The following is a 21,738-nucleotide window of genomic DNA, read 5'->3' as shown; positions in this document are numbered from 1 at the left end:
GCCATCCCTTAATTAGGATTGAACGAATAGGTAATGGGGAATTAACCTAACTCCCCATTACCTGAATTCTTACCTAACGCAATATAGCTATGGCTAGATACAGAATGGGTTAAGCCACCTGCCCTGCGGCAAATCCAGAAGCCCAGGCCCACTGGAAGTTATGCCCACCCAAATGCCCAGTTACATCTAAACATTCGCCGATAAAATACAGGCCCGGTGCTTTCTTGGCTTCCATGGTTTTCTGATTAATCTCATTGGTATCGATGCCACCAATAGTTACCTCTGCAGTACGATAACCTTCGGTGCCAGAAGGCTTAACTTTCCACTCTCTGAACGCCACATTGATTGCATCCAGATCTTTATTGGACTGGTTACCCATAATTCCACTGAAACCAAATAGCTGGCAGAGAATTTGTGACATACGTTTGCTCATCTGCTGCGCCATCACAGTAGTCAGTTCCGCCTTTGGACGCGCTTCCCGCTGTTCTTTCAACCATGCCAGCAGATCAAATTCGGGGAATAGATCAATCTCAACCTCCCCTCCTGGTTGCCAGTAGGATGAGATCTGTAGTATTGCCGGGCCACTTAAACCACGATGAGTAAAGAGCATATTCTCTACAAAGCTAGTTTTACCAATGCTTGCTTTAATCCGGTGAGACACACCCGAGAGTTCTTTAAGAATCTCTTTCTCTTTCGGCTGTAGAGTAAACGGCACCAGTGCTGCAGCCTTTGGCAGAATATTAAGGTCAAACTGCTCAGCAATATCGTAAGCGAAACTGGTTGCTCCGGCATTAGGAATCGATAAACCACCGGTAGCAATAACTACTGATTCAGCTTGTATAGACCCCGTTGAAGTTTTTAAAAGGTAACCCGATTCCTGAGGTTCTATAGCTTCGACTGAAACCTCAGTGCGAATTTCATTCCCGGCCCACTCACACTCGGTCATCAACACCCTGAGGATCTCTTTACTGCTCTCGTTACAGAACAGCTGGCCAAGTGTCTTCTCGTGATATTCAACACCGTGACGATCTATCAGATCGATAAAATCCTGAGCCTTGTAGCGACTCAATGCTGACTTACAGAAGTGGGGATTAGCTGAAAGAAAGTTAGCTGGGGAGTTATGAATATTGGTGAAGTTACAACGACCACCGCCAGCCATCAGGACCTTACGACCGACTTTATTGGTATGTTCCAGTACCAAAACAGAGCGGCCACGGTAACCTGCAGTTGCAGCACACATAAGTCCTGAGGCTCCCGCCCCGATGATCACAACATCGTACTGCAACGTTCTAGCTCCGCTTGATTTGAAAGCGCGCTATTCTAGCATATCAATACTCGATCTATAGAGACCGAACATAACTACAGTTAATACTGAGTCACTTTAATAAGATAATATTTTTACAGCTTGTAGGGTTGTTTCGCTGGAACAAAAGATCCCTATCCCCTTTCTAAACGTAGAGAGATGTTTAACATCTATATATGCCACCTAGCTATGGAGCTACAATGATCAACCCATCTGAAACAAAGACAGAACCCGCTATCGATACACTCGATGATCTGGCAGCTCTGGCAGACTACTCACTTTTAGAAAACCTCAAGGCTGATCCCAATGCGACTGAAGATGGTGTCGACCATTTTCCTAGAGAGGTCTTTTCTGGGCATTACGTACCGGTCAATCCCACGCCGATCAGTGATCCGGAATATGTCACACACAGCTACGGCTTTTTTAGCGAGTTAGGTTTCACAGATAATTTGGCTCTATCTGACGCTTTTATAAAGATGTTCTCTGGCAACCTATCACAGGTACCAGAGCCTTTAAGGCAACAGGGATGGGCTTGCGGTTATGCCCTCTCTATATACGGCAACGAGTACTACCAGCAGTGCCCGTTTGGCACTGGCAATGGTTATGGAGATGGTCGCGCAGTTTCGATTTTAGAGGCGGTCATCAATGGCAAACGCTGGGAGATGCAGCTGAAAGGTGGTGGCCAAACCCCTTACTGTCGTGGCGCTGATGGTCGAGCAGTTTTACGGTCCAGCGTCCGTGAGTTCCTGGCTCAAGAGCATATGCACGCGCTAGGCGTATCTACCTCAAGATCATTAAGCCTTTATGTTTCTCAATCAGAAACCGTTATGCGCCCTTGGTATTCAGAAGGGTCACGCACACTAGATCCCGACATTATGGTAAGTAACCCTGTAGCTATCACAACACGTGTAGCGCCCTCGTTTATCCGTGTCGGTCAGTTGGAACTCTTTGGTCGTCGTGCACGAAAGCAAGAACACCCGAATGCACTCGAAGAACTGGAAATGCTGGTTCTTCATTTAATCGATCGCGAATATAGCGATGTCATCAATAATGATCTAACACTACCAGAAAAAGTGCTAGAGCTAGCGCAAGCTTTCCGTGATCGCCTTACATCGCTGGTAGCCAATTGGATTCGTGTCGGTTACTGCCAAGGTAACTTTAACAGTGATAACTGCGCTGCAGGGGGTTACACCCTCGATTATGGTCCCTATGGTTTTATGGATGAGTTCAACCCTCAATTCCAACCCTGGACCGGTGGTGGGCATCATTTCTCTTTCCTAAACCAGCCATCGGCCGCCGAACAAAACTACCATATGTTTTGTGTAGCTTTGGCTCCCCTATTCCAAACAGCTCCTGAAGGAATAGAACAGCTAAGTGAAATCAGAAACGGTTTTGCTCAAGAGATGACGAGCAAAATGGAAAGCATGTGGACTGCGAAACTGGGACTTGATGAGTTTGATCCGGAGTTACTCAAAGATCTATTAGCTTTGATGACACAAACGAAAACAGATTACACCTACTTCTTCCGTGAGCTATCCAATCTGCCAGATAGTGTAAAACCTCTTACAACTAGCTTTTATCAGGCTCCAGGCAGCGAATTAAGTATCCGTTGGGAAGATTGGTTCGCACAATGGAGTGCTGCTGTTGCTCAGGCGAATAAAACACTTTGCCGTTCAAGAGAAGAGTGTATGCAGCAGATGAAGCAGGTAAATCCCAAATACACTCTGCGAGAATGGTTTGTACAACCTGCATACCAACAAGCGGCTGATGGTGACTATGAATTAATTAGAGAGCTTCAGGAAGTGATGACTCAGCCTTATGCTGAACAATCCCAAGCAGTTGAAGATAAATACTACGGATTAAGACCAGCAGAACTGAATAATCTGGGTGGTCTATCCCATTACAGTTGTTCGTCTTAACCAAGTAGCTAAATCAAATAGCCTCACTTGACCATCAATAATTCAGGTCTCCTGTAACATGCAAACATGCAGTAGACCTGTTTTACGATGATGTGTTTTATTCCGCTTCGACCAACTCCTGACGCCAAGCACAATTTCCGCCTGACTTCTTATCAAGCATGTCTAAAAATGCTTCATGTTCTGAAAGTTCCTCATCCGACAAAGTCACCAATGGTAGACCTTGCATGGCATCTGTATGCCTTTTGATTCTACCCGCTGCTTCACCACCCTCCAGATCATCGTCCGATAATATCAATGACGTTTGACCACCGGTCATCAACAGGTAAACATCGGCCAGAATCTCGGCATCAAGCAAGGCCCCGTGCAACTCACGATGTGAGTTATCAATACCTAAACGACGGCATAAAGCATCGAGGTTGTTCTTCTGGCCTGGGAATTTATCTTTAGCAATTTTTAGGGAATCGGTGACTTTACAGAGCTCTTCTGTACTCTTCCAGCCGTCACCCAACATACCAAATTCATGATCCATGAACCCGACGTCGAAAGGTGCGTTGTGTGCAATCATCTCAGAACCATCGAGAAACTCGGCAAACTCCTGAGCAATTTCAGCAAATTTGGGGCAATCTTTAACCTGCTCATCAGTGATGCCGTGTACTGCAATTGCTTCAGGGTCAATCGGCATCTCGGGGTTGATGTAGACATGAAAAGTGTTGCCGGTAAGCTTACGGTTGACCACTTCAACACAGCCAATTTCAATAATCCGGTGGCCTTGGAAATGCGGACCGCTTTCCTGGTTCATACCTGTGGTTTCAGTATCCAGAATCACCAGACGATTCGACATAAATTGAGCCTCTTAATCACTAACTACGGTGGCGCGAGTATAACAGAGTATTTTTCTGTAAACAGGTCGTAGCTAGGGAGTCATCAGCTTTACAACGACTTAGCAGTACCCTGAGATTGTTTTGCTACCCAACATCATACTGCAACGCTCTAACTCCGCTTGATTAGAAAGCGCTCTATTTATATCGATACTCAATCCATCGAGAGTCAATAATCAGTTTTTATGACTGCCATCGCATAGTGGTTGATTAGCTGTCTGCTTACACATACAAAGCCAGACTTCGCTATCTTCTTCGGCGGTAAAAACTATCGGATCTAAACCCGTACCCTGATGTGAACCATCACAATAGGGCTGATTTTCTGAGCGACCGCAGGCGCACCAAGCATAAGTTTGCCCTGCTACTAGCTGTACTTTTACAGGTGCGTCACCCGCGCGATGAACAGGAGAATGTGACATGGTTTACTCTCCTAACTTGCCCCTAAAATAGGATGTTTACCTTTCAGTAAACGTAGAAGAGCAATCTAAATTGTTCAAATTTTGAACGCACTTATTAGAGTAGAGATAAAAAAACCGCTTCCAATGAAACGGTTTTAATCGGTGAATTATGCCACATACCAAGCGTGAAAAAGCATGGCTAAAGGGAATGACTAATTGGAATGTCTCAGGGGATTAGTCCTGTTCTTTCTGCTTCTCTTTATTCAGTTTTTTGATCTTGTCAGCTAAGCGGGTTTTGCGCTCCGTGGTTTTATCATCAGACGCATTATTTTTCTCAGCCTGTCGCTCTTTCTCATAAACAGAAGTATGTTTTTTCTTCTTTTCCTGAGCTTTGCGACGGCGGCTTTCGTAGCTATTCGGATCAGCCAGCCGCTCATTACGACTAGGTCCCTCATTATCAATAAACCCTTTAGCTTTACGGCTCTTTCTCAAACGTGTCATAACTGTACCTTAATTCTCTTGCTCAGCAGCAGTGGCAGCCGCTTCAGCTTCTTCCTGCAGACGTTTCTCTTCTGCAAGACGTCTTTTTTCTTCCCACTCTGTTACGGTCTCAAAACTCAGTTTGCCGAGTTTTCCAGAACGGATTTCGTTTAACAGCAGTGTAGATGCTTTGTTCCTATCAACGATTCCACCAGGACGCAGACAACCACGGCGTCGACCAATTTCATCCAAGACTTCTTCAGCTACTTCTGGCATCTCTTTGATTTTGAAACGCTCAATTAATCGCTCTGGATAATCTGTTTTCATAAAACCCGCAGCAAAGATCGCGACATCTTCGTGTTCGATAGCCGTATCTTTAATCGCCCCGCTGGCTGCCAGACGATAACCCGAATCTGGGTCTTCAATTTTTGGCCAGAGGATACCAGGGGTATCAGACAGCGCCATACCGTTCTTAGTGGTAAAACGGGTCTGGCTTTTCGTCACTGCGGGTTCATTACCTACTTTGGCGATCTTCCTGCCTAACAGGGCATTAATCAGGGTGGATTTACCCACATTGGGAATGCCCATAATCATTGCTCGCACAGGGCGCCCCGCTTCTGAACGGGATGGTGCCATCTGCTTGCAGATCTCAGCAATACGATTGATCAGTTTTTTCTGGGAGTGATCCAGAGAGATAGCACGGGTCTCTGGTAGATTATTGAAATAATCCAGCCATTCTTTGGTTTTAGCATCATCCGCCAGATCACTTTTATTAAGTAGCTTTAGCGCGGGCTTTCCTTTACGTAAGGAATCAACCAATGGGTTTTCGCTGGACTGGGGCAATCGAGCATCAAGTACCTCGATTATTACGTCCACCTCATCCATCACTTTTGCTATCTCTTTCCGGGCTTTATGCATGTGGCCCGGAAACCAATTTATACTCATTGATCAATCCCGCAGTGAAAAACTGCACTATTATACTGTATGCGCCACCCTCTTATCGAACAGGATTGATATAACTTCGGCTTTATTCAAAAAAATTAATATTGGGCTGTTCCAACAAACTGTAGGTGGTAGACTAAACCCAAATTTACACAGCATGGGATCTAACACAGATAATGGACCATTCTGATAGCTCGCAAGTGTTAATGGCACGCCAACCTATTTTTGATCGCAACCAAAAGGTTGTCGCCTATGAGCTGCTGTACAGAACCGAAGATGCCCAGGAGCATGCCCTTTTTTCCGGCACAGAAGCAACCAGCGAAGTTCTCCTTAATGCCTTCACTAGTATCTCTGATTCCGGGGAACAAAAGCGTGTCCCAGCTTTCGTTAATCTGACACGTGACATTCTGGTAGAGCAGAAACTTCCCGAGTTTTCTAAAAAACATATAGTTCTCGAAATTCTTGAAGATGTAGAACCCGATGAAGAAGTCGTTGCTGCAGTACGAAAACTTCACTCAGAGGGCTATCGCATTGCGATGGATGACTTCATCTATGATCCAAAATTTGATGAACTGCTCGATATCTGCCAGATCGTTAAAGTGGATGTTTTTGAACTCACACCCGAGCAAGTGGCAGAACAAGTTAAACATCTCCGCAAGCACAAAGTTACCCTCCTGGCAGAGAAGATTGAAACCCACGAGCAGTTGGAAGACTGTATCGAACTGGGCTTCAAACTCTTTCAGGGCCATTTCCTGAGTAAACCAAAGCTTGTCAAAGGTAAAAAGATCCGTGGTAGTCAGGTTGCACTGATGCAACTTATCCAGGAACTTCAAAATCCAAAAGCAACTCCGGAAAAGCTTGAAGAGCTCATCATTCGTGATCCCGCTCTAACCTATAAGCTTTTACGAATTGTTAACTCGGCTGGCTATGCCCTGGTTCGACAGGTTGAATCTGTCGCTCAAGCTATCGTTCTTCTAGGCCTGGAACAGGTTAAAAAGTGGGCAACCCTGATATCAATGTCCTCTTCCCAGGACAAACCAGAAGAGCTTTCCCGTGGATTGCTGGTTCGTGGCCGTATGTGTGAAGAGATCGCACTGGAACAGAAGAAAGACAATTACGGCAGTTACTTTATGGCAGGAATGATGTCTGGCCTCCATGCGTTGCTGGATATTGAGCGTGAAGAGATGCTCGAGCAGGTTCCTCTGGGTGACGATATTAAAAATGCTGTCACCCTTGGCCAAGGTGAGATCGGTCAGGTTCTGCGAAATGTTGTAAATTACGAGAACGGCGACTGGGACCTACTGCCTCTTGATCTGGATGGAACACTTTACGACAAGGCCTACAGAGCCAGTCTGGATTGGACCGAGGAAGCGATGCAGGCAATGTACGACTAACAATGTACGATTAACAAAGCCCCACCACTATTCACCTATGAAGGGCAGCATTGGCTGCCCTTTTTTGTTACACCAAATGCCCGGTTACACCATTGTCAGATGCGTTTTACCCGTTTTACCCTTAAAATAGCAGCACCGAGCATCACTAAGCTGACGCTAAGATCAGCTAACTAAAACGCAAGTACGACAGTTTATGCCTTTACCAACACCGAGTAGCCGCTCCCTGCAACACACCCGAAGGGTTATCTGCGAGGGATATAAACGTGACGACGGTTTGTGGGATATCGAAGCCCACCTGATCGACACAAAGACTTTTCCGATGGATTATAAAGATCGGACCAATGGTGTGATACCCGCCGGGGAACCCCTGCACGGTATGTCGATCCGAATCACAGTGGATATGGAGTTGAACATTCTGGATGCAGTTGCATCCATGGATTACACCCCTTTTAACTGCTGTAAGGCCATCTCAGATGCCTATGCCCAGTTGATCGGGCTCCAGATTGCTAGTGGTTTCACCCGCAAAACCAAAGAGCTGTTTTCAGGTATTAATGGCTGTACTCATCTTCTTGAGTTACTTGGTCCGCTGGCAACCACTGCATTTCAGGCCACGCATCAAGAGCGCGAGATTCTGGAAAACTTTTGGCAGGATGGCGATAAAGCACCACCTATGCTGAACACCTGCCATACCATGGACAGTGAAGGTCCAATCGTAAAAGAGTACTGGCCTCATCTTCATGATCAAAATTTGATTCCAGTACAACCGATTGAGTCTACCCCTGCTAAGCAAGATCAGGCGTAAATAAGCTAAAGGAAATCTATCTATGCTGATCCATCCAAATAAGTCCTGCCTCCTGATTGTTGATATTCAGGATAAGCTGGTTCCGGCAGTCGATGAACACGAAACATTAGTAAAGAACACCCGTTGGCTTACAGAGATCGCCCTCAAATTGGACGTACCTGTTCTAACCAGTGAGCAATACCCACAAGGACTAGGTCACACTATCCCGGAAATTGCTGAAGTAGCACCTGCAGATGGCGTTATGGAAAAGGTTCACTTCTCCTGCATGTCAGAACCCGCCTGCAATGAGAAGATCAACTCCCTGCGCCCAAATCAGGTAGTGGTTGTCGGTATGGAAGCCCATGTCTGTGTTCTACAAACAGCTATACAGCTGAAGCAGCAGGCACGTGAGGTTTACGTCGTCGCTGATTGTGTCTCTTCTCGTGACCCTGCGGATAAAGCACTGGCTCTAGAACGTATGCGCCAATGTGGAATCTATGTGGTCAGCAAAGAGATGGTTGCGTTTGAATGGATGCAAAAATCCGGCACAGAAGTATTTAAAGATATCAGCAAGAATTATCTGCGCTGATAGCAATATCCGGGGGTCAACTACCCCCGGTATATCCCCTACTTGGCTTTAAGCTCTTCTACTGGTCCACCCTTCTCTTTCCAAGCACCAAAACCACCATCAAAATGGCAGATATTCTCCATTCCCATATCCTGCAGTGTTTTTGTACCCAAAGCAGAACGCCAACCTTTAGCGCAATGGAGAATCAGCTTTTTGCCTGAAGAAAACTGGCTGTGGTGGTACGGGCTTTCTGGATCGGCCCAGAATTCCAGCATCCCTCTGGGAGCATGAAACGAACCGGGGATACGCCCCTCCCTTTCCAGTTCGCGAATATCCCGGATATCAATGATCAGTACACTATCATCACCATGGAGCTTGATCGCCTGCTCTGCAGTCAGGGTTTCTATCTCACTGTAGGCCTGCTCCACCAGCTGTTTAACCGTTACTTTCATAGACTAATGCTCTTACCAAAATAGATTCCGACAAGACTAAATTAGATCAAGCGCATAAATATATTCCCCCTTGGTCGTGCGTTTATGCTTCAATACCAAGAGATAAATCTATACTAAAAAGAAAATGATGGTCCCTTTGGTTTTCCTATGAATGCACCTCTTTGGCAACCTAGCCCGCAGCAAATTAAGTCGACCCAGATGTTCCAATTTATGCAGAACATCAATCAGAAATATCAGCAATCCACGCAAAGTTATGAAGAACTTCACCACTGGTCTGTAAATAATGCCGCCGAGTTTTGGAATGAAATCTGGGATTTCTGTGATTTGAGAGGTGATAAACAAGGTGAGATTGTCAGTAACGCCAATCAAATGCCTGGGGCCAGATGGTTTCCTGATAGCAAAATTAACTTTGCCGAAAACCTACTTCGCTTCAGAGACGATCACACCGCCCTTGTTTTCCGTAATGAAACAGATCAACGTCGTAGCCTGACCTATAAAGATTTGTTCGCGGAAGTTGCCCAATATGCTTCCAGCATGAAGAAAATGGGCGTTGGGCAGGGAGATGTTGTCGCAGGCTTTATGCCGAATATCCCAGAAGCGGTGATAGCCATGTTAGCGGCCACATCGCTAGGCGCAGTCTGGACATCCTGCTCCCCAGACTTCGGTATCAACGGTGTTATGGAACGATTTGGTCAGGTAAAACCTAAACTACTATTTTCTGCTTCTGGTTATCTCTACAGCGGTAAAGTCATTGATTGCCTGCCAAAAGTCCAGCAGATAGCCGAGCAGTTAGATTCGACTGAACAGATTGTAATTGTTCCTTACATTACTGAGCCGAAAGAGCTTTCTGCGATCAATAACGCCTGCTTTGCCAGTGAGTTTATTGATAACTCGGCAACTGAATTACAATTTAATCGTGTAGAGTTTTCAGCACCTCTGTATGTGATGTACTCCTCTGGCACCACCGGTGTACCGAAGTGTATCGTGCACGGGGTTGGCGGTACGTTGATCCAACACCTGAAAGAACACCAGTTACACTGTGATCTGCGCCGTTCAGATACACTTTTCTACTTCACTACCTGTGGCTGGATGATGTGGAACTGGCTGGTAAGTGGACTGGCTACAGGCTGTACCGTTGTACTCTATGACGGCTCACCATTTGCCCCCTCTGCAGAACATCTCTGGGACATTGCTGAAAAAGAGCAGATCTCTCTGTTCGGTACCAGCGCCAAGTATATATCTGCGCTTGAAAAGGCAGGTATAAAACCTAAACAAAGTCATAACCTAGAGCCGCTCAGGGTCGTCCTCTCAACGGGTTCTCCCCTAGCTCATGAAAGCTTTGAATATGTATACCGCGAGATCAAACAGGATCTGCTATTGGCTTCTATTTCGGGAGGCACTGATATTATCTCTTGCTTCGCTTTAGGTTGCCCAATCAAACCTGTCTATTCCGGAGAACTTCAGTGCCGTGGTTTAGGATTGGATGTTCAGGTCTATGATGAACAGGGTAAAGCGATCACTGCAGAAAAAGGTGAACTGGTCTGCCAGGCTCCTTTCCCATCTATGCCAATCTACTTCTGGAATGATCCTGAAAACCGGAAATTCCACGATGCTTATTTTGTTAGCTTTGAGAATATATGGGCCCACGGTGATTATGCAGAGCTGACCAAACACAATGGGTTAATTATCCATGGCCGTTCAGATGCTGTACTCAACCCCGGAGGGGTTCGCATTGGTACCGCGGAGATCTACCGCCAGGTGGATAAAGTAGAACAGGTGCAGGATGCAATCTGTATCGGCCAACCCTGGCAGGATGATGTCAGAGTCGTGCTATTTGTTGTATTAAAGGGTGAGCTTCAGTTGAATGAAGAGCTGATTACTTTAATCAAGAAAACAATTTTGAAAAACACCTCCCCCAGGCATGTTCCAGCCAAGGTCATTCAAGTCCAGGATATCCCACGCACAATCAGCGGAAAAATTGTTGAACTGGCTGTTCGTAAAACGGTGCTGGGAGAAGAGGTGAAAAATAAAGATGCACTGGCTAATCCGGAAGCCCTAAAACAGTTCGAAAATATAGCTGAATTAGCGGAGTGAGTTAAGTTTAGCTAAGCAGCTACCGATAGCTTATGGCTAAACTTTCGATCGCTCCGATGACCAATCGAGTTATTGGAACACGATCATCACCAATTAGCTTTAAGCTAATGATTAAAATAATCTTTTAAAATGATTATTCACAATACAGTTAAATAAAATCAGGGGATATAAATTTAAAATCTCTAACACAGATTACTGCTTTAAACCTAAGGACAAAAAGAGCCCAGTCCCAGAAAATTCGCACCAACACAGCGCAACAGCTACTAATTTTTGCACCCATTTAAAGCATAAGGGAAATTACTTATCCCCCTGACAAATTTAACCTTTACCCCTTTGTCTCTCTAGGTTTATTCTCAGCTCCAACCGTATGGATTTGAATCAGAGGCTAATTAAGTTTTCAGCTTATTTACCCTCTCGTTTAAGGAAAACTCTCCGATGTTGTTAAGGTGTAGAAGTAATGAAAAAGATGCAGTTACGAGGAAAACTGATTTCGACCATGCTTACTGCTGGTCTTGTCCCTCTTATTCTTTGCCTAGTTATTATTATCTACATTGCTGATACAGCGCTTATCGACAGAGCTTTTAATCAGCTGCAATCTTTGCGCTCCACAAAGCAGAGTCAAATTGAGAATTACTTTGTCCAGATAGAAGATCAGATAAAAACTTTCTCAGAGAGCATGACCGTTGTTCAGGCAATGGAATCATTCGATGACAATTTCGAAAACAGTCAAAAGTATTCCCCCACTCTGATTGCAGAGATGCGAAAAAAAGTGGCTGAGTATTACCAAAAAGACTTTAACCAGCAATTCACAACTCAGACTGGTAATGCAACTGACGTAGCACCACTGATACCCAACGAACCAGATTCAATTGTTGCTCAATATAACTATATTGCAGCTAACCCAAATCCTCTGGGAGATAAGATCGACCTCAACAATGCTCAAAGTGGCCTGTCCTACGATATCATCCACGAGAGATACCACCCAATATTCCGCAACTACCTTGAGAAGTTCGGCTATTACGACATATTTCTGGTAGAACCTGAAAACGGTTATATCGTGTATTCCGTCTTCAAAGAGCTGGATTACGCTACGAGCCTGATAGACGGACCATACAGTGACACTAACTTTGCACGTGCTTTCAAAGCAGCTAAAGAATCGAAGGAAGCACATGTTACCCATATCGAAGACTTCGAGCCTTATCTACCTTCTTACAATGCTGCAGCATCTTTCATGAGTGTTCCTATCATGACAGATGGGCACCTGATTGGTGTCCTGATCTTCCAGATGCCAGTCGACAATATCAATAGCATCATGCAATCAAGTGAAGGGCTTGGAGAATCAGGAGAATCCTATCTGGTCGGTAGTGACCTGTTGATGAGAAGCCAGTCCCGGTTCACTAAAGAAACTACTCTATTGCAACAAAAAGTCGCTTCTACCGGAGTAAGGCAAGCACTTAAGGGACAGCAAGGTTCGGATATATTCCCTGATTATCGTGGTATTTCGGTAATGTCGTCCTATGCTCCACTAGAAATAAAAGGACTTAAGTGGGTTATTCTCGCTGAAATAGATGAAGATGAAGCCCTCTCAGCAGTGGCCACTGTCCAACTGGTAGGCTTTGTTCTATGTCTTCTCGTGATTACTGTCATTGTATTTATAGCTTTGCGTTTTGCCCGAAATGTTAATGATCAACTTGGTGGTGACCCCTCCCTTATCGATTCAGTGGCCCAGGAAATTTCAAAAGGTAATCTGGATATTGAGCTGAGCAGCACAAAACAGCCAGTTGGGGTACTCGCTTCCATGGTTCGTATGAGGAATAACCTCAAAGACCAGATAGAAAGCGATCGCAAAAAAGCTGAAGAAATAGGCCGAATCAAACAGGCTCTGGATAAAGTCAGCTCCAAGGTGATGATGGCTGATACTGATCTGAATATCATTTACGTGAATGATGCAGCCTCTACACTGTTTTCGAATATCGAAGCAGATATCCAACAAGCTCTACCTAATTTCCAGTCAGGTAAATTACTGGGCCAGAATATAGATATTTTCCATAAAGACCCGTCTCATCAACGAAAATTACTGAGCAAACTCAGCAGCACATTTTCATCAGATGTCATGGTTGGTCCGCGTAATATGCGTGTAATTGCTAATCCGGTACTTTCTGAATGTGGCAATCGCCTTGGCACAGTTATCGAGTGGCAGGATAGAACTCAGGAAGTTGCGATTGAACTGGAAGTTGCCTCTATAGTGAATGCCTCCAAAAACGGAGATCTTTCAAAACGAATTAACCTAGAAGGAAAAGAAGGTTTCTTTGGCAACTTGAGCTCAGGCGTAAATGAACTGGTTGAAATTGCTGACGACGTTATCCGTGATATGAATCATGTGCTCGGGGCTATGGCCAATGGTGATCTTACTTCAAACATCGAACGCTCTTATCAAGGAGCCTTCGGCGAACTGAAGGATAATGCCAACAGAACAATAGATAAACTGACTGAAATTTTGGAGCAGATTAAAGCAACTGCTTATGAAGTCAATTCCAGCTCCAGCGAGATAGCTAAGGGTACTGACGATCTGGGACGACGCACGGATCAACAGGCAAATAACTTGGAGGAGACAGCTAGCAGTATGGAAGAGATGAATTCCAGCGTGGCGTCAACCGCACAGAATGCTATGGATGCAAGCTCTCAAGCAAAAGTAACTATGCAAAAAGCAGAGAACGGTGGAAACGTTATTCGAGGCTCTGTATCTGCTATGACAGAGATCAGCGAGTCCAGCAGCCATATCAGCAATATCATTAACGTTATTGATGAAATAGCATTCCAGACGAACCTGCTTGCTCTGAATGCCGCAGTAGAAGCTGCTCGTGCAGGAGAACAAGGCCGCGGCTTTGCTGTTGTTGCCAGCGAAGTTCGCAACCTGGCACAACGAACAGCTTCTTCAGCTAAGGAAATTAAAGACCTGATACAGGATAGTCTTAACAAAATTGAATCGGGTAAAGCTCAGGTCAATGCTTCTGGTGAAGCTTTAGATGAGATCATCGATTCCGTGAACATCGTATCAGATGCGATTGAGGGCATTGCTAGTGCCAGCCGTGAACAGAGCGCAGGTATCAGTCAGGTTAATGCAACAATTAACTCAATGGATGAAATGACACAGCAAAATGCAGCCTTGGTCGAACAGGCTTCAGCAGCAAGCCAGAATATGAGATCAAAGGCAGAAGAGCTTAATCAGCTGGTTGATTTCTTTAAAGTTAAATAAAGAAATTCACCAGTTACACATACAACAAGAACAAAAAAGCGCGCTTCATGGATCAATATGAGGTGCGCTCTCTTCCCACATTCTACCCACTAACTATTCCCTGTGTTATTGGTTTATTACTAGCCATGCACTAACGACCGGACGTGTTCTACCCGCTTAGCATTAACCCCTAAATCTGAATATCCGGCCCGAGAAGCAGAGCGGATTTGGATAACACGGCTTTCAAGATCCAAGCGCAGTTCAAGATCATCAACAAAACCAAAAAATGAGCTGGTAAAACTTGCAGCAAGATAGCTATTTTCCTGCAGAGTCACCTCACCTCCTGCCTGTGTTACCAGATCACGAGCATAGGCAGCAAACTGCTCCTCTGTTTCAATCTCTATAGGTAGTTTGATCGGTTGAATGTAATGGCTACTATGATCTGGATATTCACTACATACACAGTTAGGTTTATCTGAGCAGATTGTCAGCTTGCCGTCATCCAGACCTGCTGCATTACCTGTTTTTGATTGATAGGCTTTGAAAAAAAATACCGCCAGAAAGGCGATAATAAGTACAACAATACTGATCAGCATCTTACGCACTCTTGCTACCTTAGTTCTTGTAATGCTACTGCCACTCACCCTGCTGTTGCAGCAGAAGTTTGTCGCCCTGGGTTACTCTCAATACACCAGAGTCCGTAACAGTGTAGTTCACATCACCATTTATAAACTCATAGCCCAGAAAACGACATGGCGTCAGTTTATCTGCACAAAGGCTATGGACGGTTTTCCCCATCAGAGTAATTGATGCACCTGATTTATGTGACTTCCCCTGATACTCGACCTGATCACAAGTTACCTCTCCCTCTTCACATAAAGATTTTAAGATAACGGTATAACTTTTAGTGACTAATTTCAGGGATTGGCTTTCAGCCATCGATTGGCTGGGGAGAATTAATAACAGAATAAGTAAGTTGTGGCCTAATAAAGTACGCATGAACAAACCTGAAACCGGGCCAGGCATTTCTGGCCCATTAAGATAGAAACGAGACTGCTTAGTCCTGTCGGCTTGTCACTTCCAGAAGATGGAAACCAAACTGAGTCTGGATTGGCCCCTGCACAACGCCCACTTCACCCGTGAAGACTGCACGATCAAACTCTGGAACCATTTCACCAGGTCCAAAAGAACCTAGATCTCCGCCTTGTGCTCCCGATGGGCACTGAGAATTCTGTTTAGCTACTTCTGCAAAATCAGCCCCAGCTTCAATCTCTGATTTGAGTTTCACACATTCAAGATCTGTAGGCACCAGAATATGTCGAGCGGTTGCTCTGGCCATGATTAATACTCCACTTTAATTTTCTAAACTCTAAGAGACGCCGGTCAGCGTAAAAACGTGTGTCCGACTCATGCATACAGCCATTCTATAGCCCACTGAGAAAGCATGCGACTTATTCTCAGGTTTCTTAGCTTGCGCAGCTAGTGAATCCCATAATTGTTATTCAAAGACTGTATATATTGCCCTGCATCGCTATAGCCGTAACCCAAAGCAGCCCTGTACTTAGCAAATGCCAGTACCTGCGCGTCTGGAGGTGTTGGATCAAGATAACCCTGCTGATAGCACCAAGCCACATACACTGCAGCACGAGCCACCTGCCCCTCTATCAAGCTCTCATTGAAATAGGTACAAGCGTCGACAAAGTTATTTTTTGAAAGAAGGATTTGTGCCAGAGGGAAACTGGCAAAGCTATCACCCTTATCCCTACGCTGGCGGTATGCCTGCTCTGCTTTACTCGAAAAGTAGATATTTATGTTATCTCCCAGACGTGTGCAGAAACTTTGTACATGAGCAAATTCGGTGTCTTCACATATGGGACGGGCGCTATCTATAACCCAAGACAATAACCTTGGGTAATTACCATCATCCGACAGAGTTGACCAACGATCCCGTTCAAATATAAACGCTATAGAGATTAAGCGTCCCAAGGGCTCTACATCCTCGAAATACTCGGCCTTAACCTGATCAGCCCATCGGTCAGCTAATCGTTCGTTATCTTGTTTTGTGAAGTAAGAAGCTCTGTAACTATAAAATGCGTCTTTGGCGTGATGTCCCAACTCGTGCAAAACCACATCCAGCAATACACTTTCTAGAACTCTCTTTTTCTTATTAAGTAACGTCTGTTTCTGGTCGCTATTCAGCTTAAACATCTGCAGTGGAGCTAAAGGAGATGGACCATCAAAGTCTGGATGGTGGTACCAGAAATAATGATGAAAATAACGTTCTGGGAAATCCAGTTGATTGGAGAAATCAGCTACAAGATATGATTCAACATAGGCATCCAGCCCATCGATAAAGCTATTGCTGATTATTACCCTTGGTATTATGCCATCCAGCGCAATAGCCATACCCGAGGTTCGCAAGTCATTAACAACTTTGATGCGAACACCATCCAGTGCTACCTGATCATCTAAAGGTAACTGATCCAAAATAGGGGCAATTCGATTTTCTACCAGTTGCTCTATCAGGTTTGAGTGTTTGGCATTTGACTCAACTACCTCCACAGCCTTCACCAGATCGGCAAACAGCAGTAAAAATGCCAACAATGAAGAGAAGGCGAAATGCATATCAAACCTCCCACTAGGTAACCATCAACAAGAAACGGGAATATATCCCGTCTCTTAACTATAGGTCACTTTTTAGGCAGGAAGTTCAATATTAGTATTTCTCAGGGGCCTATTTTGGAAATTTACAAAGCTACTGATCAGTAATCTTTGTAGTGGTTATAAGTACTAACCTTATTATCTTTAGAGACCGCAAAGACTTCAAAATCATCTTTCCGCGCGCCCTCATGATCCATCCCAGGTCCGCCAGATGGCATTCCAGGAACCGTTAGTAAGCGGATATTTGAATCGCTTTTATCTAATAGTGTTTTAATATCCTGGGCCGGTACATGCCCCTCAACCACCAGACCGTTCACAACGGCTGTGTGGCATGAAGCCCCTTGTGGAGGAACGCCAAGGCGCTGTTTGATAGGCGAAACATCATGCATCTCGATACTGTTCACCTTGAAGTTATGATCTTCGAGGTGCTCTATCCAGGCCTTACAACAGCCACAAGTAGGACTGTGATAAACATCAATGCTGTATTCAGCCTCTGTTTTATTCTCCTGCCAGACGGGATTTGCAGCAGACAGTAGCGGAGAGTGTAGTGAGGCAGAAGCAGTAATAGCCAGCGCCAAAAGTAATCTCTTCATTCAATCACCTATTTCTAAAGGATGAGAGAAATTGTAGAGACCACTTTCTGTGTCAGCAACTGACTATTTGTTATGGGACTATAACGGTTTGGAGTTAAAGCCCCTCTCAATTGAAGGTGCTGTTATGCAAGCTCTTTAATCAAAATGCAATTATGCAAATTCCAGTTATTCAAATTCCATAGCTTCAAACACACGTCCTGCATTTTTAGCTGCTAGTTGTTCAAAAGTTTCCAGATGTTGGTATGGAGTCTGATCGATAGCATAAGCATCTTCCAGAGTGCCACCCTCTTCAAGCAGTACGGCTACTTTAGCGCGCAGATATTCCAGATAACCCCGGGTCCACTTATCTACTGTTGCAAAGTCTGTCGCTTCACCATGCCCGGGAATAATAACTTTATCTTTTGCAAAAGGCGCAAACTCATTGTTCCATGTTTCTAACCATTCTGCTGTGTCGGTATTTGGAAAAATTGGCAGTAAACGCTGCTGGAATGCCATATCCCCTGCGATTACAACTTCACTACCAGGCACATACACGGAGATATCACCCGGTGAGTGAGCCGGACCAAAACGAATCAACTCAACTTTCTGTTCGCCCAGATCCAATACCATACGATCTTCAAACGTCTTATCAACCTCGATAAGCTCTGTACCTTGTGAGCGCTCTTTCAGAATATCCTGCAAGTTTTCCAAACCTGATAAGCCATCTTCATGGATCTCCTCAAGAGCTTCTTCATGGGCGATGATGGTTGCTCCCTGCGCTTTCCAATAGCCATTTCCCAAAATCGCATGGGATTGTCCATTCTCATCGACAACATACTTAACCGGCAGATTTGTTACCTTGCGAATCTCCTCATGAAGCGCCTTCGCTAATAAATAAGACGAACCACCATTCACCACCAATACAGCATCCTTTCCAATCACAAAAGATAGGTTGTTGTTATGCCCACCATTTTCATAACTGTAATACTGTGTAGCACCGATAGATGACCAAACGTTATCGGCAACTTGTACTGGTTTACTATAGAGAACTGACTCTGGATATTTATCGGCTGGGCTAGCTGCAAACACTGTAGATGTAAGCAACAAACCCGCTGTTGCAACGATTCCTTTCATAGCCATTGGTAGTTTCATAATCCCGACCCTATAACGCTTAATTATATTAATAGAACCAGAATATAAGCCATTGCTTATTTAGCAGCAAGCTATGGAAGCTGCAAATAAGTCCTAGGCTTTTTCAGTGGGCTATAGAACGACCATATGCGCGAAAGTCAGTGCAGCGAAATGTCTAGACCTTTTCAAACTGACTGACAAAGCAGATGGCCGCTATAGAGCCCACCCAACGGGGCTTAGAAAGCAACTGAATTGCTTTGTTAATGATTTTCGGAAGGCAACCTGCATTCCTGTAATCATTGTCGCGCCCTTCGGTCGCTCTGAAAGCCTGAGGCGCCTGGGACTTGTTCGCAGGTTCCTTCGTGACTACTGAATGGCCAGATGTGCGAAAGTCGATCTTGCAAAGCGTGGTTTTTCGGGTGAGACTCAGCGCGGCAGAAAGAGGAAATTACATTGGATAACTCAAACCCTAGCTTTATCTGGGATAAAGAATTTTTTGAAAAGAAAACAACCCTATTCACTAACCTACAGATGGGGTTTGTAGGTGCTGCATTGATATTGATGATGATGGACCTATCCAAACTCTATCTGCTGTCTCCTCTCGCCGTTGGCCTCATCCTTGCCAGCTGGTACAAAAGCAATCTGGAAACAGTGAAGGATGAGTTCAAGAATACGACGGTTGAGTTTGCGCCTAAATCACTTCTAATTAAGAAGCCTGCCGTGGATTTTGAACAAAGAGTTATTTTCCACCAGCTAGAAGAGGTTACAGAGCATAAAGAGAATTTTGTCTCTGTGATCACACTGTATCTTAACAATGACGCAGACAAGATCGAGCTGAAAGCTATTAAAAACTCTGACGAGCTAATACAACAACTTACTCAAGCTGTGGAAAATAGAAAACAGAGCGCAGGATAAGATTGAAATATGCCTGTACTGACTGTACAGGCATAGCAAAACTGATAGATTTTAGAGACGGGACAAATTAGCTCTTTCGGAAGATATTGGGAACTCAGCAACATTATCTTCGAGTACCACCTGCTCTGTCATGCCCAGCAGTTCCTCAAGAACTCCCCTGCAACCTTTCCAGTAGTTTTTCAGACTGGTGATATCTTCAGCAATAAAATATCGTGTCATTAGTCCCATCTGCATAGTTGAGATGATCTGCACCGTGTTATGCAAAGTAGCATGAGTCACGCCAGTGCTGACCGCCATTAACTGCTGTAAGCGTTGCAGAGAGATATCATCCATCATACGTCGAAGCATTACCTGAACAGTATTGTTGTTAACGGCTTCCGATAGGAATGCGAACAGCGCTCGAGATGAATCTGTACCGACAATAAAGCACTCAAACAGCTCCTTCTCAATCAGATCCAGAAAGTCTGATTTGCTCTCTGGTTTCGAATAAGCACTAATCTGAAGCGACAAATTATGCAGTAGGCGCTCAAGCACCTCGGCTTCCACCTCTTTCATCGTGCGAAAGTGATGATAAAGCCCTCCCTTACTGATATCAGCTTGCTCGATTAACCGTCCTGCCGTAAGAGCACTGAGCCCATCCTTGCTGATAATCTGAATGGCAGAATTTAGAATCAAACTGCGAGTGAGATCTGCATTTCCGTTTGGACACATTTAGATAAGACCTCCATGACCGTGAACTACATAGACCTAAGCTGAGATGCGATAACTAATACTTAAGTCTTCAATCAACATGCTACGCCTATACTGATCGTGGTGATATTGAAACATCAGGGTTTTCTGATACAGATCAAATATTAGGGTAAACCCTATACAAAACTACAAAAAGAAGAGCCAGAGCTAAGAGGCGAACTGGCTCGAAAGAGTGATTTGTTGATGAAGAGTAAAAGAGGATCAATTCAAACAGTATTCAAATGAACAAATACTGAACACTCAAAGTTACAGAGTGTTCACAAAACAAACAACATTGATGAATGATCTATCAAAAACAAACTATTTCCTTTTCTGAAAATCTTTTCTCTGTCATGATCTAAGATATATATACCTGTGAAAAAAGCAGAGAGTTTTTCATGTTGTCCTGCGTTGTGGATCCCGGAATATGGAATTAAGCAGTCTTTACGTAACAGTTATTGAACCATCCAAAGTTCAGCGAAATATTATTACAGGCCATCTGAACAGCTTTGGCATTGAACAGATAGAAGAGTTTGAGGAAGGGAAACCGGCTCTGGAACATATGATATCCAGCCCCCCAGACCTCGTACTCTCCTCCATGCATCTCCCAGATATGACGGGAACAGACCTTGTCACCCAGATGCGGGGACTGGAAGCACTGGAGAATGTCACTTTCTTGTTAATCTCATCCGAGACCCACTACCGTTACCTTGAACCTATTCGCCAGGCTGGGGCTATTGCCATTCTGCCAAAACCTTTTAGCCGGGATGAGATGGGAACAGCGTTGCGAAGCACGCTTCACTATATCAGTGACTTTGAATCCGAATCAGTGAACGACGATTATGAAGCTCTGGATGTACTGATCGTAGATGACAGTTCAATGTCACGTAAGTACATACAGCAGATGCTTGAATCACTTTCAGTTGAATCTATACAATCCGCCAAAGACGGCTCAGAAGCGCTGCAGTTGATCGATGAAGGTCATCGCTTTGATCTTATTATCACTGATTACAACATGCCTAATGTGGACGGACAGGAGCTTACAGAGCATATCCGCAACCACAGTGAACAACCAACAGTGCCGATCCTTATGGTCACCAGTGAACAGAATGAGAGTCGTTTGGCGGCTGTTCAAAGTGCTGGCGTATCAGCTATCTGCAATAAACCACTTTCTTACGATACGATCAAACAACTGATTGAGCAGTTAGTCACAGATATTTAACTTCTGACAAGGCAAGAAGTTACAAACAATCAGGCCGCTTAAACTAAGCGGCCTTTTCTTTATC

21 protein-coding genes are annotated in these 21,738 nt (G+C 44.6%); 8 read left to right on the top strand and 13 right to left on the bottom strand.

The window, feature by feature from the left end; all coding sequences use genetic code 11:
- Positions 1-109: 109 nt before the first annotated feature.
- Entirely contained in the window at positions 110-1,285 is a 1,176-nt protein-coding gene (locus GY843_RS09885) for an NAD(P)/FAD-dependent oxidoreductase (protein WP_297309060.1), read from the bottom strand.
- Between the two features lie 218 nt (positions 1,286-1,503).
- Between GY843_RS09885 and GY843_RS09880 the strand changes: the two genes are divergently transcribed.
- Positions 1,504-3,222, top strand: a complete 1,719-nt coding sequence (locus tag GY843_RS09880) for a protein adenylyltransferase SelO family protein (protein ID WP_297309058.1) — start codon at positions 1,504-1,506, stop codon at positions 3,220-3,222.
- Between the two features lie 97 nt (positions 3,223-3,319).
- On the opposite strand, the gene dnaQ is transcribed toward GY843_RS09880, so the two are convergent.
- The 4 genes from dnaQ to ylqF form a co-directional block, all read right to left on the bottom strand.
- Positions 3,320-4,063, bottom strand: a complete 744-nt coding sequence (dnaQ, locus tag GY843_RS09875) for a DNA polymerase III subunit epsilon (RefSeq protein ID WP_297309057.1) — start codon at positions 4,061-4,063, stop codon at positions 3,320-3,322.
- Positions 4,064-4,276: 213 nt separating this feature from the next.
- The gene (locus GY843_RS09870; protein WP_297309055.1) at positions 4,277-4,519 is read right to left on the bottom strand and encodes a CDGSH iron-sulfur domain-containing protein; all 243 of its coding nucleotides are present in this window, start codon (positions 4,517-4,519) and stop codon (positions 4,277-4,279) included.
- A gap of 213 nt (positions 4,520-4,732) precedes the next feature.
- On the bottom strand, positions 4,733-4,999 hold the full coding sequence (locus tag GY843_RS09865; protein ID WP_297309053.1) for a hypothetical protein: 267 nt from the start codon (positions 4,997-4,999) through the stop codon (positions 4,733-4,735).
- A gap of 9 nt (positions 5,000-5,008) precedes the next feature.
- On the bottom strand, positions 5,009-5,923 hold the full coding sequence (gene ylqF, locus GY843_RS09860; RefSeq protein ID WP_297309051.1) for a ribosome biogenesis GTPase YlqF: 915 nt from the start codon (positions 5,921-5,923) through the stop codon (positions 5,009-5,011).
- Positions 5,924-6,126: 203 nt separating this feature from the next.
- Between ylqF and GY843_RS09855 the strand changes: the two genes are divergently transcribed.
- The 3 genes from GY843_RS09855 to GY843_RS09845 all read left to right on the top strand — a co-directional run bounded on the left by GY843_RS09855 (position 6,127) and on the right by GY843_RS09845 (position 8,684).
- Positions 6,127-7,314, top strand: coding sequence for an EAL and HDOD domain-containing protein (locus tag GY843_RS09855; protein WP_297309049.1), 1,188 nt, complete (start codon positions 6,127-6,129; stop codon positions 7,312-7,314).
- Between the two features lie 193 nt (positions 7,315-7,507).
- Entirely contained in the window at positions 7,508-8,116 is a 609-nt protein-coding gene (locus GY843_RS09850) for a DUF2889 domain-containing protein (protein WP_297309047.1), read from the top strand.
- 22 nt (positions 8,117-8,138) lie between these two features.
- The gene (locus GY843_RS09845; protein ID WP_297309045.1) at positions 8,139-8,684 is read left to right on the top strand and encodes a hydrolase; all 546 of its coding nucleotides are present in this window, start codon (positions 8,139-8,141) and stop codon (positions 8,682-8,684) included.
- Between the two features lie 38 nt (positions 8,685-8,722).
- Here GY843_RS09845 and GY843_RS09840 read toward each other — a convergent pair whose 3' ends face one another.
- Positions 8,723-9,115, bottom strand: a complete 393-nt coding sequence (locus GY843_RS09840) for a rhodanese-like domain-containing protein (RefSeq protein WP_297309043.1) — start codon at positions 9,113-9,115, stop codon at positions 8,723-8,725.
- A gap of 147 nt (positions 9,116-9,262) precedes the next feature.
- Here GY843_RS09840 and GY843_RS09835 point away from each other — a divergent pair, with 147 nt between their 5' ends.
- Together GY843_RS09835 and GY843_RS09830 are read left to right on the top strand one after the other, a co-directional pair.
- Positions 9,263-11,209 carry an acetoacetate--CoA ligase gene (locus GY843_RS09835; RefSeq protein ID WP_297309041.1) on the top strand — a complete coding sequence of 649 codons (1,947 nt, stop codon included), beginning with the start codon at positions 9,263-9,265 and terminating at the stop codon, positions 11,207-11,209.
- A 457-nt stretch (positions 11,210-11,666) separates the two neighbouring features.
- Entirely contained in the window at positions 11,667-14,465 is a 2,799-nt protein-coding gene (locus GY843_RS09830; protein WP_297309039.1) for a methyl-accepting chemotaxis protein, read from the top strand.
- Positions 14,466-14,584: 119 nt separating this feature from the next.
- On the opposite strand, the gene GY843_RS09825 is transcribed toward GY843_RS09830, so the two are convergent.
- The 6 genes from GY843_RS09825 to GY843_RS09800 form a co-directional block, all read right to left on the bottom strand.
- A complete protein-coding gene (locus GY843_RS09825) occupies positions 14,585-15,040 on the bottom strand; it encodes a DUF1499 domain-containing protein (RefSeq protein WP_297309099.1) in 456 nt (151 codons plus the stop codon).
- 34 nt (positions 15,041-15,074) lie between these two features.
- A complete protein-coding gene (locus tag GY843_RS09820; protein WP_297309038.1) occupies positions 15,075-15,443 on the bottom strand; it encodes a hypothetical protein in 369 nt (122 codons plus the stop codon).
- Between the two features lie 58 nt (positions 15,444-15,501).
- Entirely contained in the window at positions 15,502-15,783 is a 282-nt protein-coding gene (locus GY843_RS09815) for a peptidylprolyl isomerase (protein ID WP_297309037.1), read from the bottom strand.
- Between the two features lie 140 nt (positions 15,784-15,923).
- Complete coding sequence (locus GY843_RS09810) at positions 15,924-17,069, bottom strand: hypothetical protein (RefSeq protein WP_297309036.1); 1,146 nt, start codon at positions 17,067-17,069, stop codon at positions 15,924-15,926.
- A gap of 137 nt (positions 17,070-17,206) precedes the next feature.
- Positions 17,207-17,698: a DUF411 domain-containing protein gene (locus GY843_RS09805; protein WP_297309035.1), complete on the bottom strand. Its 492-nt coding sequence runs from the start codon at positions 17,696-17,698 to the stop codon at positions 17,207-17,209.
- A 165-nt stretch (positions 17,699-17,863) separates the two neighbouring features.
- Positions 17,864-18,829, bottom strand: a complete 966-nt coding sequence (locus GY843_RS09800; protein WP_297309034.1) for an MBL fold metallo-hydrolase — start codon at positions 18,827-18,829, stop codon at positions 17,864-17,866.
- 432 nt (positions 18,830-19,261) lie between these two features.
- On the opposite strand from GY843_RS09800, the gene GY843_RS09795 reads away from it, so the two are divergent.
- Positions 19,262-19,723 (top strand): hypothetical protein, encoded by a 462-nt coding sequence (locus GY843_RS09795; RefSeq protein WP_297309033.1) that lies wholly within the window; start codon positions 19,262-19,264, stop codon positions 19,721-19,723.
- A 51-nt stretch (positions 19,724-19,774) separates the two neighbouring features.
- Here GY843_RS09795 and GY843_RS09790 read toward each other — a convergent pair whose 3' ends face one another.
- Positions 19,775-20,434: a TetR/AcrR family transcriptional regulator gene (locus tag GY843_RS09790; protein WP_297309031.1), complete on the bottom strand. Its 660-nt coding sequence runs from the start codon at positions 20,432-20,434 to the stop codon at positions 19,775-19,777.
- 445 nt (positions 20,435-20,879) lie between these two features.
- Here GY843_RS09790 and GY843_RS09785 point away from each other — a divergent pair, with 445 nt between their 5' ends.
- Positions 20,880-21,674, top strand: coding sequence for a response regulator (locus GY843_RS09785; RefSeq protein WP_297309029.1), 795 nt, complete (start codon positions 20,880-20,882; stop codon positions 21,672-21,674).
- The last annotated feature ends 64 nt before the right edge of the window (positions 21,675-21,738 follow it).

It is taken from the genome of Neptuniibacter sp. (genome assembly GCF_024231755.1).
GTDB lineage: Bacteria > Pseudomonadota > Gammaproteobacteria > Pseudomonadales > Balneatricaceae > Neptuniibacter.
This window is presented reverse-complemented; position numbering and strand designations above follow the sequence as displayed.